Genomic DNA, 16,731 nt, shown 5'->3' with positions numbered 1-16,731 from the left:
CCTGCCCCGCCGGTCAGGACGTCGCGACGACGTCCTGACCGGCGACTGCCCAGCGTCCGCGCCAGTCGCCGATCGGCTCGACACCGGCAGCCACCAGGCTGGCGTGCCCCAGGACCGAGTAGGCGGGGCGAGGCGCGGGCCGCACGAAGTCCGCGCTCGTCGTCGGCGTCACCACCTCAGGGTCGAGACCAGCCGTCGCCACGGCCTCACGGGCGAAGTCGAACCACGTCGCCTCTCCCGAAGACGTCGCGTGGAAGATCCCGCCAGCCACCTCGGCGTCGACCAGCCGGAGGACGAGGTCGGCCACGTCACCCGTCCACGTCGGCTGCCCGTGCTGGTCGTCGACCACCGAGACTGCGCCGCGCTCGGCTGCCACCCGTGCGATGGTCCGCGGGAAGCTCCCGCCCGCGGCGCCGTAGAGCCAGGCCGTGCGCACGACCAGGTGCTCGGGGCTCGCCGCGAGCACAGCCCACTCCCCCGCCGCCTTGGTCCGGCCGTACGCCGAGACCGGCGCGATCTCCGCGTCAGCCTCGTAGGGCTGGGTGGCCGAGCCGGCGAACACGTAGTCGGTCGACACCTGCACGAGGCGTGCGCCGTGCGCCGCGGCTGCGCGGGCGAGGTTCGCCGCGCCCACGGCGTTGACAGCGAAGGCCTCCGCCTCGTGGGTCTCGGCGTCGTCGACCGCCGTCCACGCCGTGCAGTTGACCACCACGTCGAAGCCCGCGAGCACCTCGACGCACGCGGCGGCGTCGGTGACGTCGAGGGCGTCGCGTGCCAGCCCGGTGACGTCACGCCCACCGCGCTCCAGGCGCGCGACCATGTCGTGGCCGAGCATGCCGGCAGCCCCGACGACCGCCCAGCGCGCCGTCGTCTCGGGGGTCGGCGTCCCGGGTGCCCGGTGCGTCCCGCTGTCCTCGTGCACGATGTCTCCTGTCGTCGTAGGTCCCGCAGCCGCGAGCCCGGACCAGCCTATCGGCGACAGGCACGACTACGATGGCCGTCCCGTCACGAAGGAGAGAGACCTGTGGAGTTCCGACAGCTGTCAGTGCCCGGTGCGTGGGAGATCACGCCGAAGCAGTTCGGCGATCCCCGCGGGGTGTTCCTCGAGTGGTTCAAGGGCGCGCCCTTCGCGGAGGAGGTCGGTCACGACCTCTCTCTCGCGCAGGCCAACCTCTCGGTCTCGGCCGCCGGGGTGCTGCGTGGCATCCATTTCGCAGACCTGCCCCCTGGGCAGGCGAAGTACGTGACCTGCGCACGCGGAGCGGTCCTCGACGTGGTCGTCGACATCCGCGTCGGCTCACCGACCTACGGGCAGTGGGACTCGGTCCTGCTCGACGACGTCGACCGTCGGGCGATCTACCTCTCGGAGGGGCTCGGGCACGCCTTCTTGTCCCTCGAGGACAGCTCGACCGTGCTCTACCTGTGCTCCGCGCCCTACGCGCCCGGCCGTGAGCACGGCGTGCACCCCCTCGACCCTGCGATCGGCATCGACTGGCCGACGACGGCTCGGGACGGCTCACCGCTGCGCTACGAGCTGTCCGAGAAGGACGCTGCGGCACCGACCCTCGCAGAAGCCCTCGAGAGCGGGCTGCTGCCCTCGTCGGGTGATGTCGAGCAGTTCCTCGCCGGCCTCGTCTGACCTCGCTGAGGCTGGGCCACCCCGAGCCAGCACCTTCACGCGCGAACCGGCACGGGCAGCTGCGGGCCACGGTCGCGACGAGCCGGCGACGCCTGCTCGCGGCAGCGGAGGATGGGGGACGGAGAACACGGTGCGGTCACGACATGGCGTGGCGTAGGTGGTACCTAGAGACCGTCTAGGTACTGTGACCGCACTGTGAACATCGTCTGCAGGGGCGACGTGCGACCTCTGCGACCCAACGAGGGAACACCCACATGAAACGTCAGACCGCACTCGCGGTCGCGGCGGCGCCCCTTCTCGTCCTGTCTCTCGCCATCGCCGCACAGGCGGTGCCGTCAGACGACCCGAGCGCTCCCGTGACCGAGACCAGCCCGGCCGAGGCGACCGAGGTCCCCACCGAGGGTGCCCCGACCGACACCTCGACCAGCACCCCGACGGACGGCACAGACCCTGCGGCGGTGCCCTCCGACGACACCGCCCCGAGCGAGCCCGTCCAGTCCGAGGAGGACGGGGCAGCCGCGGTCGAGCCGAACGCAGCCCTGCCCGACGCCACGCTCCCTGACGCTGTCGCACCTGCCGAGGGTGACCTCGAGAGGCCCGCCGACCCGGCGCTCGCCGCGGCAGACGTGCAGATCTCGCTGGCCTCGACAGACCTGGTCGCAGGTGCGGTCCTCGTCAGCGGCTACGTCACCGAGGTCGAAGAGGGCGGGACCTGCTCGCTCACCCTGACCCGCGGTGCCGAGGTCTTGACGATCGAGGCCCCGGCCGAGGCCGACGCGACGACGACGGTCTGCGGTGGTCTCACGATGACCACGACAGGCCTCGCTCTCGGCGACTGGTCGGCGACGATCGGCTACGACTCCCCGACCCGCTCCGGGGTCAGCGCGGCGACGACGGTGACGATCCGATGACCCTCGCCCGTTCCCGCCGCGGAGCCGCGGCCCTCACCTTCGTCTTCGTGCTGCTCGCAGCGCTCGTCACCCCGCTCGTCACGGCGGGCCAGACCCCGGCCCAGGCGGCGACCTTCCGGGCCGGCATGATCATCACCGACGCTGAGTTCAACAACTCAGGGTCGATGACCGCGTCCCAGGTCCAGACCTTCCTCAACCAGAGAGCGCCCTCGTGCGTGCCCTCTGGCACGGGTGTGCCCTGCCTCAAGGACTTCCGCCAGACCACCCCGAACCGGGCCGCGACAGCACGCTGCGCCGCCTACACCGGGGCGGCGAACGAGACTGCCGCCACCATCATCAAGAAGGTCGGCACGGCGTGCGGCATCAACCCCAAGGTGCTGCTCGTCCTGCTCCAGAAGGAGCAGAGCCTGGTCACCGCGAGCGGCACGGCCCTGACGCCCCGCAAGTACCAGATCGCCACAGGGTTCGGCTGCCCCGACACCGCAGCCTGCGACGACGCGTACTACGGGTTCTTCAACCAGGTCTACAACGCGTCGTCGCAGTTCAAGCGGTATGCGCAGAACCCCTACGGCTACGCGCACGTCGCGGGTCGTACCCAGTCGATCCGTCTGCACCCGAACGCGGCGTGCGGCAGCGTCACGGTCCGCATCGAGAACCAGGCGACCGCGAGCCTCTACAACTACACCCCGTACACCCCGAACTCGGCGCTGCTCGCCGGCAGCCCGGACGGCTGCTCCTCGTACGGCAACTTCAACTTCGCGAAGTTCTACGACGACTGGTTCGGTCGCCCCAACTTCCCGGTGATCGGTGCCATCGCGACGGTGTGGCAGGCCAACATGAACCTGCTCGGCCAGCCCACGGCAGTCGAGAAGAGCGGCCTCACCCAGGGAGGCGTCATGCAGCCCTTCGAGAAGGGCAACGTCTACTGGTCCCCGGCGACGAGCGCGCAGATGGTCCGCGGCGGTGTCGGGACCTACTGGGGCGGTCAGGGCTGGGAGCGTGGGCGCCTCGGCTACCCGGTCTCGCCCGAGAAGTCGCTGGCGCGCGGTGGTGTCGTGCAGTCCTTCCAGGGTGGCCACGTCTACTGGAGCCCCGCCGGAGGCCCGCAGACGGTCCTCGGGGCGATCGTGTCCCGGTGGGCATCGACAGGCTGGGAGAACGGCGTCCTCGGGTACCCGGTCTCTTCCGAGCGTGCGCTGCGCGACGGCGGCGCGGTGCAGAGCTTCGAGGGTGGCCCGATCTACTACTCCCCCGCCTACGGCGCGCACGCGATCCGCGGCGCGATCTACCAGTGGTGGGCCGTCCGCGGCTGGGAGAACGGGATGGGCTACCCGACGGTGAGCGAGCGCGGCGGGCTGCGTGCCGGCGGGACCGTGCAGAGCTTCGAGCGCGGTGCCATCTACTGGACCCCGATGTACGGAACCAAGGCCGTGAACGGTGCGATCCTCACGTGGTGGGGGCACAACGGCTGGGAGAACGGGCGCCTCGGGTACCCGGTCACCGACGAGATCACCTCCGGTGCGCTCGTGTACCAGAGCTTCGAGCGTGGGCGCATCACCTTCGACACCCGCAACGGTGCCGTCTCGGTCAGCTACAGCTGACGCACCCGGCGGATCCCGCCACAGCACGAGGCCCCGGCCCCCTCGCCGAGAGGGGGCCGGGGCCTCGTGCGTGCCTCACGCTGCGTCGGTCGGGCCGTGCTGGGACCCGAGCACCCTGGCTCTGCGTCAGACGAAGCGACCTCTGCGTCAGACGAAGCGACGCACGACCCTCCAGTAGGCCTTGAGGACACCCTGGACGAGACCGCCACCGGCAGGCAGCGGGAACTGCGCGGGGTCGAAGGTGTCCGTGAGCAGGTGCACCAGGTCCTTGTCCGGGACCGTGCGGGTGGACTGGACGAGCCTGCGGCGCTGGCGGACCCACCCGAGGTTCCGAGCGATCCAGCCCCACCCCTTGACCTTCTGGCGCCACCAGCCCTCCTTGAGGGCGATGAGGAAGATCGCCGCCTCGAAGGCGAGCAGCGGCAGCGCGAGCAGCGCCAGGAGACGGGCACCGTAGCCCGTCAGGACGAACAGCAGGCGGTTGCGCTCGACGAGGTACATCTTCAGCGGCGAACGGCTGAACTCGTAGTGGTGGTCCGCCACGGCGGCCGGCACGTAGTGCACGGTGAGACCGCGCTGCCAGACCCGCCAGCTGACCTCGAGGTCTTCGACGTAGGCGAAGAACTCGTCAGGGAAGCCGCCGAGGGAGCGCCACAGGTCGGCTGTCACGACGAGGCAGGCACCTGTCGCCGACGCGATGGTCCGAGGCTCCTGGTGCGCTGCGACAGGTTCGTCCATGCCACCGGCCCAGCTGAGCCCGAGGACGTGGATCGGGTTGCCGACGCTGTTGACCAGCTCCGGCTTGTCCGCGAGCCGCACGCAGGCACAGACGATCCCGCGACCCGGGAGGTCGACCTCGTCCACGAGGATCCGCAGCGCGTCGGGCGCGACGACCGCGTCGCTGTTGACGAAGGCCAGGTGCTCGGACGTCGCCTCGAGGGCCCCGAGGTTCACCCCACCCGCAAAACCGAGGTTCTCGGCCGGCCGCAGGACCTGGATGCGCGGGTCCTGGGGCAGCATGGCCACGGCGTCGGACGTGCACCCGTTGTCGACGAGCACGAGCTGCACCTCGATGCCCTCGGAGGCGAGGACGGCGGCGACGGCCTCGCCCAGGTACTCCTCGACCCCGTAGGCGAGCATGATCACGGACACGTCCTGTGCGGGCACGCGGACTCCTTCGAGGTCAGGGGCAGGGTGGGGGTGGGGGTGGGCTCTCATGGTCTCAGGCGTCTTGTCCGTAGCTGGCGCGGACGTGGCGCCTGTAGAGCCAGGCGTAGGCGGGCGGTGCCACCTTGAGCAGCACCCCACCAGCCGCCGTGACCGGCGCGACGCGGGCCAGGCGCACCAGCGTCACGAGCCGGATACGACGACGGCAGTCCCGGACCACCTGCCTGTCATGAGCCGTGGCCGGGTCCTTGAGCAGAGCGCGCTGCGCGGAGCTGAGCGTGAGGAACACGGTCGCGTGGTCGACAGCGGCGCGCATCGCGGGAGTCACCCCGGCCCCGGAGAGGAGCGCGTCGCGCAGGTAGCGCTCTGCGGTGTCGAGCTCGCTCACCGGCGGGATCGAGCCCCACGTCACAGAGTCCGCGCGCACGTGGTACAGGTACACGGGTGCGTCGACGACCCGGACCGTCCGCGCCCCGGCGGCCAGCACCGGGTTGGTGAGGAAGTCCTCGTTGATGATGCCTTCGGGGTACCTCACGCCGTCGTAGAGGCTGCGGCGCAACAGCTTGTCGCACGTGAAGGGCGTGATCTTGTCGAGCAGGCCGAGCTCGGCGGCGCGCGGCCCGGGGAAGTCGCCCGTGACCGCCGGGTGCCTCTCGCGGCGCGAGCCGTCCGGGCGGACGTAGACGATGTTCCCCACGACGACGTCGACGCCCTCGTCGAGCGCCCCCACCAAGGTCTCGAGATACGTCGGCAGCATCTCGTCGTCGGAGTCGACGAAGGCCACGAAGTCCCCCGTGGCTGCCGAGACGCCGGTGTTGCGCGCGGCCGCGGCACGGCGGTTCGACGGGTGCGCGAGATAGCGGACCCTCTCGTCACCACCCCGCTCGGCGAGGTGCGCCTGGACGGTCGCGACAGAGCCGTCCGAGGACGCGTCGTCGACGAGCAGGAGCTCGAGGTCCGTGTGGGTCTGGTCGAGCACGCTGCGCACGGCGCGCACGATCGTGTCCTGGGCGTTGTAGACCGCCATGATGACGGAGACTGTGGGCACGACGACGCACCTTCCTGGTTCTGCGGGGCGGTGCAGCTCGGTGCACCCTGGACGCTCCTGCCCGGCTGCCACACCTCTGCGGCGGGCAGCGTCGGGCCGTCAGCCGGCCTGCGGCGTCTCGGGTCCGCCGTCGTCGGGCACAGGGGTCGGGTGCGAGGTCTTGTCCGCGATGCCGGCCTCGTCGAGGGTGCACCGGATGAGCGCGATCTCCTCGGCGAGCGTCCGGGACTGCTCTTCCTGGGCGGAGAGCGCGACGCTCAGCTGGATGCACACGCCCAGCAAGATCACGAGGGCTACGGCGAACACGAGGTTCGACGGGGTCTCGACCCCGACGAGCCGGGCCAGCGAGACTGCGAGGTTCGGCCACACGCACACGACGATGATGCCCAGGCCGAGCGCGATCCACACAGCGGCGTACTTCTCCCGGATGCGGCGGCTGCGCATGAGGCCGACCAGGGAGGCGAGGACGACGACCGACAGGCCGACGACAAATCCGTAACCGCTCATCAGACTCTCTCCTCCTTGGGGACACCCGGCCGGGTGAGGGCGATGGACAGCGCGAGCATCGCCCGGACGAGGAACACTGCGGCCTTGACGGGGCTGTGGGACGGGCGCCCGCCGGCCCGCGGACGCATGGTGACGCCGACCTGCCCGACCTTCATCCCAGCCCGGGCCGCGATGACAAGAGCCTCGACGGTGTCCCCGAGGTACTCGGCGGGGTAGGTCCGGGAGAAGAGGTCGACGGCGCGAGGGCCGCAGGCCTTGAACCCGGAGGTGGTGTCGGTGAGCCGTGCGCGCGTCACCCGGGACAAGATCGTGGAGAGGACCTTCATGGCCCAGCGGCGCGGGCCTCGGGCCTCGTACTCTCCCTCGCCCGCGAAGCGTGCACCGATCATCACGTCGTTGCCCGTCGCGCTCAGCGCGTCGAACATGGTGACGACCCCTGCCGGCGGGTGCTGACCGTCTGCGTCGAGCTGGACCGTGTACCCGTACTGGTTGCGGACGGCGAACTTGTACCCGGCGCGCATCGCGCCGCCGACACCGAGGTTCACGGGCAGCTGGAGCACCCGGACGCCCTTCTCGCGGGCGACCTCGTAGGTGCGGTCGGTCGAGCCGTCGTCGACCACGAGGACGTCGACGTAGGGCAGCTCGGAGGCCACCTCGTCGAGCACCGCGCCGAGAGTCTCCTCCTCGTTCCACGCCGGGATGATGACGAGCACGCGCTCGGTGAGGAAGTCGACCATGCCCGTCATCCTACCGATCGAGGAGCGCGGGACCGCACGAGGGCTGCCGCGTGGATCGAGGCGCCGACGAGCGGGCTGATCCACAGGCTCAGCAGGACGCGCTGCTCGAGAGCCCACGGCGGGAGCAGGAGGAGCACCGCGAGGATGCTCGCGACGGCCCAGCCGGCCGAGTAGGCACGGTGCTTCCCCAGCGCCAGGACTGCTGTGCCGGTCAGCGTGAGGAGGGCGAGCAGAGCCCCGGCGCCGGTGAGTGCCGCGAGCACGCCCGAGCCGATCTGCTGGTCGAGGACGACCTCCATGAGCCACGGGCCGACCAGCGCCGCGAGCCCTGCACCCACGGCGCCGACCACCACGACGATCCCGACGATCACCGTGAGCGTCCGGGCGCGGCGCTCAGGGTGCTCGACGAAGTGCGCGATCGCGACGCCCTGGAAGGCGTTCAGCGGGAGCAGGAGGGGAGCACGGGTCAGCGAGATCGCCAGCAGCAGGGGGGCGGCGGCCGTGACGACGTCGTCAGGTGTCGTCAGCTGGATGAGGACCGGGAAGCCGACGACGAGGATCGCCGTGGACGACGACGCGACGATCGCGTGCCCGAGCCCCGACACGTACCGGCGGGCAGGTCTGTCCGCCCGCATGGTCAGGGTGCTGCGCACCTGCCTGCTCGCGGCGAGCGCCAGCAGCCAGGCGGCGGTCGCCACGGCGGAGGCGACCATGAGGTTGAAGAGCGTGGCGCTCACGACGACCACGGCGACCACGAGCACGAGCCGGACGACAGACTCGAGGCCGACGACCCGGGCGTAGACCTTCCAGGCGCCGGCACCGGCCAGGGCACCGGTCGCCGAGGCGTGGCCCGAGAACAGCAGGGCCGCGACAGCCACGAGGACCACACCGGCCACGGTGTGCTCCTGGAGGACGCTCGAGGCCCAGAGGGGTGACGTGGCGAGCACGGCCACCGCGATGAGCCCGCCCACGGCGAGCCCGACCGGGACCACGCGGGCCCCCTGGACGCCTGGCCGGACCTCGTCGTGCAGGGCAGCCCGGACGGCCCGGGTGCTCTCGTTCTGGATGCCGCCGGTGATGCCGACGACCGCGAACAGCAACGACCAGAAGACGAGGAAGAGCGCTGTGTCTGCCGCTGACGCGGTCCTGGACACGAGGGCCTGCACGACGAAGCCCGTCGCGGCGACCACGATCCCGGCGACAGCGACGCCGCGGGCACCGCGCCCGTCGAGCTCGCCGGCCTGCTGGGCCGGGGGCAGTGGCACCACCTCGGGGCTGCTCAACCGACGATCCTGAACAGCTGGGCTCCCCCGACCTGCTCGACGAGCTCGAAGGCCGGGTTGTCCTCGATGCCGATGAAACCGGCCGCCCGGCTCATGCCGTGGATCCAGCCCTCGCCGACGATGACGTACTCGATGCCGTACTCGTCGACGATGTCGCGAACCTCTTGGTCGGTCGCGATGTCTGAGAGGTGGAAGAGCAGCGCCTCTTGCGTCTCCGAGAGGCCGGCCTGGTTGGGGATGGCGAGGGTGATGCCGCCGAAGAACGGACGCAACCCTTCCGTCGCGAGCATCCAGGTGGACCCGTCTGTCGGGTCGTTGAGCACCATCTGGCCCTCGGGGACGATCTCCGCTGCCTTGGCCCAGAGTGCGAGGTCGTCGTCCCCGATGACCGCTCCGCTCTGGAAGTTCCAGTACATGCGGTCAGCGTTCTGCGCCGCGTACCCCGCGTGGCTGAGCATCGAGAAGGCGTAGACCAGCACGACCACGACACCACCTGTCGCGACCTTGAGGCCGACAGGCGTCCGACCGCTGACCCAGCGCGGCACACGCTCGACGATTGCGGCGACACCGACACCCGCGGCGACCGCCACGAACATCGCGACCATCGCCGCGAAGCGCCAGCGGTCGTTCCACCACGGCGCTGTGAGGTCTTCCCCCGTCGGGGTGTCGTACGCGGCGGCGAGCACGAACAGGCCGAGCGAGAGGATCCCCGCGACCCAGAACCACCACATGGAGCGCATCTTGCGGAAGGAGAGCACACCGACCACGGCGAGCAGCACGATCGCCCACTGCGGGCCGCTCCGGGCGTGGTTGAGCAGGAGAGCCTCGCCGACGGCCTGACCGGCAGTCTCGACGGCAGGCCAGTCCTGGCGGGCGCCGGTGCTCGCGCTGATCGCGGTGAGCAGCGACGGTGCGGCCACGAGGGCAGCGACGAACCCTGTCGCGACGATGGTCAGCAGGTCGCCGACGACGAGACGCCGGTGCGTCATCCACCGCTGGAGGATCCACGGGACGAGGAAGATGAAGGCTGTGTAGACCCCGCTGGGGTGCACGCCGACCACGCCACCTGCGGCGAGCCCGGTCGCGACGACCAGACCCGTCGAGCGCAGGGTCAGCGTCCTGTCGAAGAGCAGGACGAGCGCGGGCACCATCGCGAGACCGACGGCGAAGGGGATGAGAGGACCACGCCACAGGGTGTCGAAGACGAGCGCCGACGGCATCGTCACGAGGATCGCGCTCGCTCCGGCAGCCACGGGGTTGCGGGTCACGCGCAGCACCAGGCCGGCGATGCCGAAGGCGAGGAGGATCGGCATCATGAGCGAGCCGGCATTCAGCAGGCGGGGCACCGAGTCGACGCCCAGGTCCCAGCCGAGGGCCGCCAACCCGTGCCACGAGCTCGGGTAGAAGAAGGTCTCGACGGTCTCGCGGTTGTTGAGCTGTGCGATCGAGGACTGCGAGAGGTCCCCCGTCTCGGCGATCCAGCGCACCACAGCCGCGTGGAAGACACCGTCCCAGTCCTGGACCACAGCATTGAGCGAACCCATGCCGCGGCGCAGGACGTAGGCACCGAAGAGACCTCCGAAGGCGGCGCAGGCCGCGACGAGCGCGTGCGCGCGCCACGTCAGGCGTCGTGCCAGCGGCACGGGCGCCTCGGCGTGCTCTCCGGTGACGTCGAGCTCGTCGTCCGCATAGAGGTCGTCGTCGACGACAGCGCGGCCGACCCGCGGGACGAAGGTGCTCAGGACGAAGGCGACCGCAGCCCACAGGACCGTCGTCAGGGCGAGCGTGAGGACGGACCACGACAGTCCGGTCCAGCTGGCCAGCGCCCCACCGATCGTGACGATGCCGTACGTGACGAGCGGGGAGGCCACGAGGACCCAGCCTCGCTGTCGGGCTGCAGCGAGGACAGCAGCACCAGGGACGACGGCCAGCAGCAGGCTCGCGCAGACTGCCCAGATCTCTTCGAGCATCACAGCTTCTCTTCTTCGGTCGGGTGCCGCTCTCGGCGCTGGCTTCAGCAGGCCGCGGCGCGCAGGGCTCCGGTCGTCAGGAGCGCGCAGGACCTCAGCAGCCTACGGTAACGCCTCGACGGCACCGCACAGGGAGTCTGTCGCGGGCGTCACCTTCACTAGACCTGCCCAGCTGGTTGCTAGATCGCCGGTTCCTGGTGGGCGACAGCACCGGCACGGACCCGCTTGGTGTCGTACGTGCGCACGTGGCGCATCACCCGGCGCTCGAGCAGGAGCCAGCTGGCCGTGGCAGGGATCACGACCAGGACGGCGGTGACGACCATGTAGACGGCGAGGTTCTCGTAGAGCCCGTAGACCGCCAGCAGCTGCTGGATCGGGAAGGTGTAGATGTACACGCCGTACGAGATGTCGTGAGTGCGGAGCAGCCTCGGGGACGGGATCACGGTCGCGAGCCACAAGAGCGTGATCGCGATCAGGGGCGAGGCCGCCTGACCGCCCCACTGCGGCCAGAGCGAGACGAGCACGAAGGCGACGACCCCTGACGCGACACCCACGACAGCGCGCAGCGGGATGCGCTCGCGCAGCATGTACACGACGGCTCCCCCGAGGAAGTACGGGAGCAGCTTGGTGAGCAGGACCACGTCACCGTTGCCGCCGAAGAGGCGGGCGACCGCGCCGACCTTCGCCTGCGCGACGACGCTCACGACGAAAGCCGCGAGGATCGGCCAGGGCGACCGCTTGACGATCGGCACGAGGGCCAGCACCCCGATGACGAGGTAGCAGAGGAACTCGTAGTAGAGGGACCACAACGACCCGTTCCACGCGCCGGGGTACGGGACGCCCGCCGGTGTCCCGGCGACCGAGAAGTCGCCGATCCGCAGGAACATCGACGAGTAGAGGTGGTTGAGAGGCGTGGTCGGCGTCGTCAGGTAGCCGGACAGCGTGCCGTTGAGGCTGAGGTAGCCGAGCGGCGCGAACACCACCACGACGACCACGAGGCTCATGAGGAACGCCGGGAAGATGCGGGCGATCCTGTGCACGAGGTACTCAGCCATGTGGGTGCGCATACGGCTCGCGGTGATGAGGTAGCCGCTGATGATGAAGAACCCGCACACGGCCCAGCCGCCGATGCTCTCCCCCTGCCACATCGGCTCCGGTCGACCTGCGAGCGTGCAGGCGTGCGCGACGAGGACCGCGAGAGCCAGGACCAGCCGGAACAGGTTGAGGCTGTTGTCGCGCGGGTCGAGCTGGCGAGGGCTGAGCAGCGTGAGCGCTCGTCGGTTCGGCTGGGTCACCGGGTCAGTCTCCCGTGCCTGGTGTCGAGAGCACAAACGTGCTGACGGGCGCGGTGCTCGGCGGCCCCGCCGGGGCGTGGTCGCGACGTTCGATACGCTGGCGGCTCACGTTCTGTCCTGGAGGAACCACACATGCGTCTGCTCGTCACCGGCGGGGCCGGATTCATCGGCTCGAACTTCGTCCACACCACCGTCCGCGACCGCCCCGAGGTCGAGGTCACCGTGCTCGACGCCCTCACCTACGCCGGAGACGCGACCTCGCTCGCCCCCGTCGCGGACCGCGTGACCCTCGTCGAGGGCGACATCACCGACGCGCAGCTCGTCCACAGGCTCGTCGGCGAGAGCGACCTCGTGGTCCACTTCGCCGCAGAGTCGCACAACGACAACTCGCTCACGGACCCGTGGCCGTTCGTCCAGACGAACATCGTCGGCACGTACACGCTGCTCGAGGCTGTACGAGCGCACGGCGTGCGGTTCCACCACATCTCGACCGACGAGGTCTACGGCGACCTCGAGCTCGACGACCCCGCGAAGTTCACGCCTGAGACCCCGTACAACCCGTCGAGCCCGTACTCCTCGACCAAGGCCGGCAGCGACCTGCTGGTCCGGGCGTGGGCACGGTCCTTCGGGGTGCAGGCGACGATCTCGAACTGCTCCAACAACTACGGCCCGTACCAGCACATCGAGAAGTTCATCCCTCGCCAGGTGACCAACCTCATCGACGGCATCCGTCCGCGTCTGTACGGCGCAGGTGAGAACGTCCGCGACTGGATCCACGTCGAAGACCACAACACGGCGGTCTGGGCGATCATCGACCGCGGTCAGATCGGTGAGACCTACCTCATCGGGGCCGACGGCGAGAAGAACAACCTCGAGGTCGTGCAGACGCTCCTCGAGGTCTTCGGTCGGCCGACCGACGACTTCGACCACGTGACGGACCGAGCCGGGCACGACCTCCGCTACGCGATCGACTCGTCCCGCCTGCGCACCGAGCTCGGCTGGGAGCCGGCGTTCACCGACTTCGGTGCCGGGCTGCGCGACACCGTCGAGTGGTACCGCGCCAACGAGGCCTGGTGGCGCCCGGCGAAGGCCGCGACCGAGGCCAGGTACGCACAGGCCGGTCACTGACGTCGTGCGCCAGGGCCGCGCCCTGGCGCACGACGAGCGTCACCCGTAGATCTCGCGGCCGATCCTCTGGACGGCCTCGCTGTGCTTCTCGGCCCGCTCCGGGAGGCTGCCAGCACTGCCCGCCTCGCCGGCCGTCTGCCCGGCTGAGACAGTCTCCCAGGCCGACCCCATGCGCCGCACGGCTGCGTGCTTGACGTCGTAGTAGTCCTCCCGGATCGAGAGCGTGACACCCGAGGCGCCTGCTCCGGCGGCGAGGATGTGCGGGTGGAACCTGCTGGAGATCCACCGCTGGTGCGCAGCGGCTGGGAAGCCGTCGCGCAGCACCTCCCACAACGAGTAGAACCGCAGATCGGGGAACTCCGGGAGCAGCCTGTCGTAGATCCGACGGTCGACCCGTGGGATGCACTCGACCACGCCGATCGCCTGCCCCTGCGCACCCCAGGCGCGCAGCGTGCTCGAGACGGTCTCGACGACAGGAGTGAAGTCGTCGCTCGGGTTGAGGTCGTCCTGGACGCAGAGCATGAACCCCGGTGCACCCGCCGCGTCACGGGCATAGAGCGGTCCGAGACCGCCGAGGAACACGTCGTCGGGCGCGAGGCGCGCCTGTGGCGCTCCGTCGAAGAGCTCGTGCGACTCCGTGTCCCTGACGGTGAGCACGTCGAAGGACGGCGCAGCCTCACGCCAGAGCTCGTCCGCGCCGTCGTCGGCCGGCATCAGCCCCAGCCCCGTGGCGGCGATGCGCGCGTCCGTCGCCCGGGACATCCACCGCGCCACGGCGACGATGCCCGTGTGCCGGGGCCAGATGGTGTTGACGTAGCCGCCTCCGACCACGTGGAACACGTCGGCTGTCCGCAGCAGATCGATCCCTGGGATCCAGCGGGGAGCCTCCCCCGGGTCGTCCAGGGCCCGCGTGACGAAGTTGTCGACCTCTCTCACGCTGTCCCCCGGGGCGTCCCAGCAGAGCCTGAACACCGTGTCGGTGAAGTGCACGTCGGGGTGGGCGTCCTTGAGGAGCGCGGCGGCGGGGCCGGGGTTCGGGCAGTCGACCCACACCTGAGACCCTGGCTCGACCTTTGCCAACGTCTCGAGCCAGCGGCGGACGATGACCTCGTCGCCGAAGTTCGGGTGCCCGGGTGTCGCCACGAGGTAGATCAGCCGGGCGAGGGCTGCCGGACGTCGACGCTGCTTGAACACGTGTCCCCTAGGCTTCGGAAGGTCCCGGGCCAGCATCGGCGCAGGGTGCACCCATCATCGCGCACACCGGCGGGCCTGGGCAATCGGTCTCGGGCACGGTCCGGGTGCTCAGCACGCGTCGACCGCGTAGACGCGGGCCCGCTCCGCCTCGTCGACGAGGACGAACCCGTCGACCGCCGGAGGCTCGCCGGCCATGCCCGCGTAGAGCAGCTGGGACGGGTGCGTCGGCCAGTACAGCTGCGGGTCGACGTAGAGGTGCGTGACCCCGAGGTCTTCGATGGCGGCGCACACCCGGGGGTCTGTCTCGAGGTCCGCCAGGTGGAGGCCGAGGTAGCGGGCCTCGGGCGACCAGTCGCCGCGGAGGTGCGGGAACACGACGTCGGTGCCACCCAGGGCGTAGACGAGCGCGGCACCGGTGAACGGGTTCCCGAGCACGACGGCGTCGTCGGGGAGCTCCTCGGCCAGCCGTTCGACGAGCTCGATCTCACCCGTCGTGAGGATGCCGGGCCAGGCCGGGTCGTCCGACCGGCCGTACTCGGCGAGCACCCGCTGCGTGCGCAGCCCGTCCCTGGCGAGGTCTGTCGTCGCGAGGAACACGACCAGCACCCCGGCGCCTGCGACCGAGACGACAGCGCCGCGCAGGACTGCAGGCCGCCCCGGCCGCGCCAGGGACGGGAGCAGCACGGGGACCGCGCTGGCTGCCGCGAGCACGAGGGCCGTCACGGCCTCCAGGGCGAGACCGACCAGGGGCACGGCGACGACGACCACGAGCCCACCCAGGCGCACGGCGTCGCTGTACCACGGGCCAGCGAGGAAGCCGAACGGCAGCGTGGGGTCGTTGGCCGCGACGAACAGCACCAGCACGACGAGATAGGCGATGGCCAGCCAGCGGAGGCGGGCCCTGACCACCGCGATGACGAACCCCAGCACGGTCAGCCCCCCGAGGGCCCACGAAGGATGTGCGTTCCCGGCGCCTGTCGCGACGAGCTGGGAGTCTCCGAGCGCCTGCCAGACCGCGTCGAGCCCGGTCGCGTACGTCGGCCTGTCGTAGGCGATGGCCGACTGCATCTGGGGGGTCAGGAACAGCATCATCGTCACGGAGACAGCCGCAGTCGTCCCCGCGAGCACGCCGGCCACCCGCAGGTGGCGGCCTGTGTCGAGCGCCTCCGCAGCAACCTGCAGGGCACGGAGGACGACCAGCACGCCCGCGACGGCCACATAGCCGAGCAGCGCGTTCGGGTGTGCTGCGGTGATCGCGGCGAGGGAGAGGAGCAGCGCCAGCACGAGAGGTGGCCGGCTGGCCTCGGTCTCCATCAACGGCAGGATCAGGGCTCGGTCGCCCCGAGAGGTCGAGCGCCCGACGTCCCGGCGTTGGTCGCCGGCGCTCGGGCCACGCGCGGCGACGGGGGCGACGTGCCGCGCTGTGGCAGGTCTCCCTGAGTACATGGTGGTGCGGCCGGACCGCACGAGGATGCGCACCGTGAGCGCGAGAGCGGCCGGGAGGAGCGCGTAGGCCAGGGCGTTGGGCCACAGGGTGCCGTACGACAGCATCCTGCTCGGGAACGCGACGAAAGCCACGCTCGCGACGGCGGTGAGACCGGGGAGCAGGCGCGACCCGGGGAGCAGCGCTGCACCGAGCAGTGCGCACCCGACCGGGAAGATCACGGCGGCCACGAGAACCGCGAGGACGTTCGTCGCCACGACGACGTCGTCGGTGGCGACGAGGGAGACGACACCGTGCCAGGCGGCCGGGTAGATCGCCAGGTCGCTCGAGGGCGAGCTGAGCCGTCCTAGATGGAGCGAGGACGCGTCCTGGGTCTCGAGGATCCGCCGGACGGCATTGAGGTGGAAGATCGCGTCCCAGGTCTGCGGGGGTGCGTCGGGCTGTACGATCCCGTCTCGCATCGACCGGGCGGCGAGCAAGGCAGCCACCCCGACGCCGACGACCGTCGCGGGCCACCAGCCGAGCGGCGCGACATCGGGTCGCCAGACCCTGCGGAGCAGGGTCTGCGAGCCCAGGAGCGCTCCGGCGGTCAGCAGGCTGGCTGCGCCGGCGCTGACGGCGGTCCACGGCACTCCCGCCGCTGAAAGCAGGACCGCCCACACCGCGAGCGTCCCGACGCTCAGCGCCGGGGCGACGGCGACGAGCCACCAGCGCCGGAGTCCGATCGCGAGGCCGACGAGGGAACCTGGCACCCAGAGGACCAGGACCGCCCGGAGCACCTCGTCCCAGGTCGAGCCCCAGGTCACG

14 protein-coding genes are annotated in these 16,731 nt (G+C 70.7%); 4 read left to right on the top strand and 10 right to left on the bottom strand.

Annotation, left to right across the window (positions count from 1 at the left end):
• Nucleotides 1-13: 13 nt before the first annotated feature.
• Nucleotides 14-922 (bottom strand): dTDP-4-dehydrorhamnose reductase, encoded by a 909-nt coding sequence (gene rfbD / locus ASG53_RS18470; RefSeq protein WP_268793446.1) that lies wholly within the window; start codon nucleotides 920-922, stop codon nucleotides 14-16.
• A gap of 102 nt (nucleotides 923-1,024) precedes the next feature.
• Here rfbD and ASG53_RS18465 point away from each other — a divergent pair, with 102 nt between their 5' ends.
• From ASG53_RS18465 to ASG53_RS18455, 3 genes are all read left to right on the top strand, one after another.
• A complete protein-coding gene (locus tag ASG53_RS18465) occupies nucleotides 1,025-1,639 on the top strand; it encodes a dTDP-4-dehydrorhamnose 3,5-epimerase family protein (protein ID WP_056136809.1) in 615 nt (204 codons plus the stop codon).
• A gap of 254 nt (nucleotides 1,640-1,893) precedes the next feature.
• Nucleotides 1,894-2,550, top strand: a complete 657-nt coding sequence (locus ASG53_RS18460) for a hypothetical protein (RefSeq protein WP_056136808.1) — start codon at nucleotides 1,894-1,896, stop codon at nucleotides 2,548-2,550.
• The gene (locus tag ASG53_RS18455) at nucleotides 2,547-4,151 is read left to right on the top strand and encodes a hypothetical protein (RefSeq protein WP_056136805.1); all 1,605 of its coding nucleotides are present in this window, start codon (nucleotides 2,547-2,549) and stop codon (nucleotides 4,149-4,151) included. The genes ASG53_RS18460 and ASG53_RS18455 overlap by 4 nt, the downstream gene beginning before the upstream one ends.
• A 147-nt stretch (nucleotides 4,152-4,298) precedes the next feature.
• On the opposite strand, the gene ASG53_RS18450 is transcribed toward ASG53_RS18455, so the two are convergent.
• From ASG53_RS18450 to ASG53_RS18420, 7 genes are all read right to left on the bottom strand, one after another.
• Nucleotides 4,299-5,318 (bottom strand): glycosyltransferase family 2 protein, encoded by a 1,020-nt coding sequence (locus ASG53_RS18450; protein WP_235533999.1) that lies wholly within the window; start codon nucleotides 5,316-5,318, stop codon nucleotides 4,299-4,301.
• A gap of 55 nt (nucleotides 5,319-5,373) precedes the next feature.
• A complete protein-coding gene (locus ASG53_RS18445) occupies nucleotides 5,374-6,366 on the bottom strand; it encodes a glycosyltransferase family 2 protein (protein WP_056136802.1) in 993 nt (330 codons plus the stop codon).
• A gap of 99 nt (nucleotides 6,367-6,465) precedes the next feature.
• Nucleotides 6,466-6,873: a DUF2304 domain-containing protein gene (locus ASG53_RS18440; RefSeq protein WP_056136800.1), complete on the bottom strand. Its 408-nt coding sequence runs from the start codon at nucleotides 6,871-6,873 to the stop codon at nucleotides 6,466-6,468.
• Nucleotides 6,873-7,610 (bottom strand): glycosyltransferase family 2 protein, encoded by a 738-nt coding sequence (locus tag ASG53_RS18435; protein ID WP_056137140.1) that lies wholly within the window; start codon nucleotides 7,608-7,610, stop codon nucleotides 6,873-6,875. Before ASG53_RS18435 ends, ASG53_RS18440 begins: the two co-directional genes overlap by 1 nt.
• A gap of 5 nt (nucleotides 7,611-7,615) precedes the next feature.
• On the bottom strand, nucleotides 7,616-8,893 hold the full coding sequence (locus tag ASG53_RS18430) for a hypothetical protein (protein ID WP_156382890.1): 1,278 nt from the start codon (nucleotides 8,891-8,893) through the stop codon (nucleotides 7,616-7,618).
• Complete coding sequence (locus ASG53_RS18425; protein WP_156382889.1) at nucleotides 8,890-10,863, bottom strand: DUF6541 family protein; 1,974 nt, start codon at nucleotides 10,861-10,863, stop codon at nucleotides 8,890-8,892. Before ASG53_RS18425 ends, ASG53_RS18430 begins: the two co-directional genes overlap by 4 nt.
• A 179-nt stretch (nucleotides 10,864-11,042) precedes the next feature.
• Nucleotides 11,043-12,158 carry an acyltransferase family protein gene (locus ASG53_RS18420; protein ID WP_056136793.1) on the bottom strand — a complete coding sequence of 372 codons (1,116 nt, stop codon included), beginning with the start codon at nucleotides 12,156-12,158 and terminating at the stop codon, nucleotides 11,043-11,045.
• Nucleotides 12,159-12,290: 132 nt separating this feature from the next.
• Here ASG53_RS18420 and rfbB point away from each other — a divergent pair, with 132 nt between their 5' ends.
• Entirely contained in the window at nucleotides 12,291-13,286 is a 996-nt protein-coding gene (rfbB, locus tag ASG53_RS18415; RefSeq protein WP_056136791.1) for a dTDP-glucose 4,6-dehydratase, read from the top strand.
• A gap of 39 nt (nucleotides 13,287-13,325) precedes the next feature.
• Here rfbB and ASG53_RS18410 read toward each other — a convergent pair whose 3' ends face one another.
• Together ASG53_RS18410 and ASG53_RS18405 are read right to left on the bottom strand one after the other, a co-directional pair.
• Nucleotides 13,326-14,480 carry a polysaccharide pyruvyl transferase family protein gene (locus ASG53_RS18410; RefSeq protein WP_056136788.1) on the bottom strand — a complete coding sequence of 385 codons (1,155 nt, stop codon included), beginning with the start codon at nucleotides 14,478-14,480 and terminating at the stop codon, nucleotides 13,326-13,328.
• A gap of 108 nt (nucleotides 14,481-14,588) precedes the next feature.
• Nucleotides 14,589-16,730 (bottom strand): DUF6541 family protein, encoded by a 2,142-nt coding sequence (locus ASG53_RS18405; RefSeq protein ID WP_056136786.1) that lies wholly within the window; start codon nucleotides 16,728-16,730, stop codon nucleotides 14,589-14,591.
• Between the last annotated feature and the right edge of the window lies 1 nt (nucleotide 16,731).

Source organism: Sanguibacter sp. Leaf3, assembly GCF_001425965.1.
In the GTDB taxonomy this organism is placed as follows: Bacteria; Actinomycetota; Actinomycetes; order Actinomycetales; family Cellulomonadaceae; genus Sanguibacter; species Sanguibacter inulinus.
The sequence above is the reverse complement of the archived record's forward strand: the minus strand, read 5'-3'. Positions and strand labels throughout refer to the sequence as shown.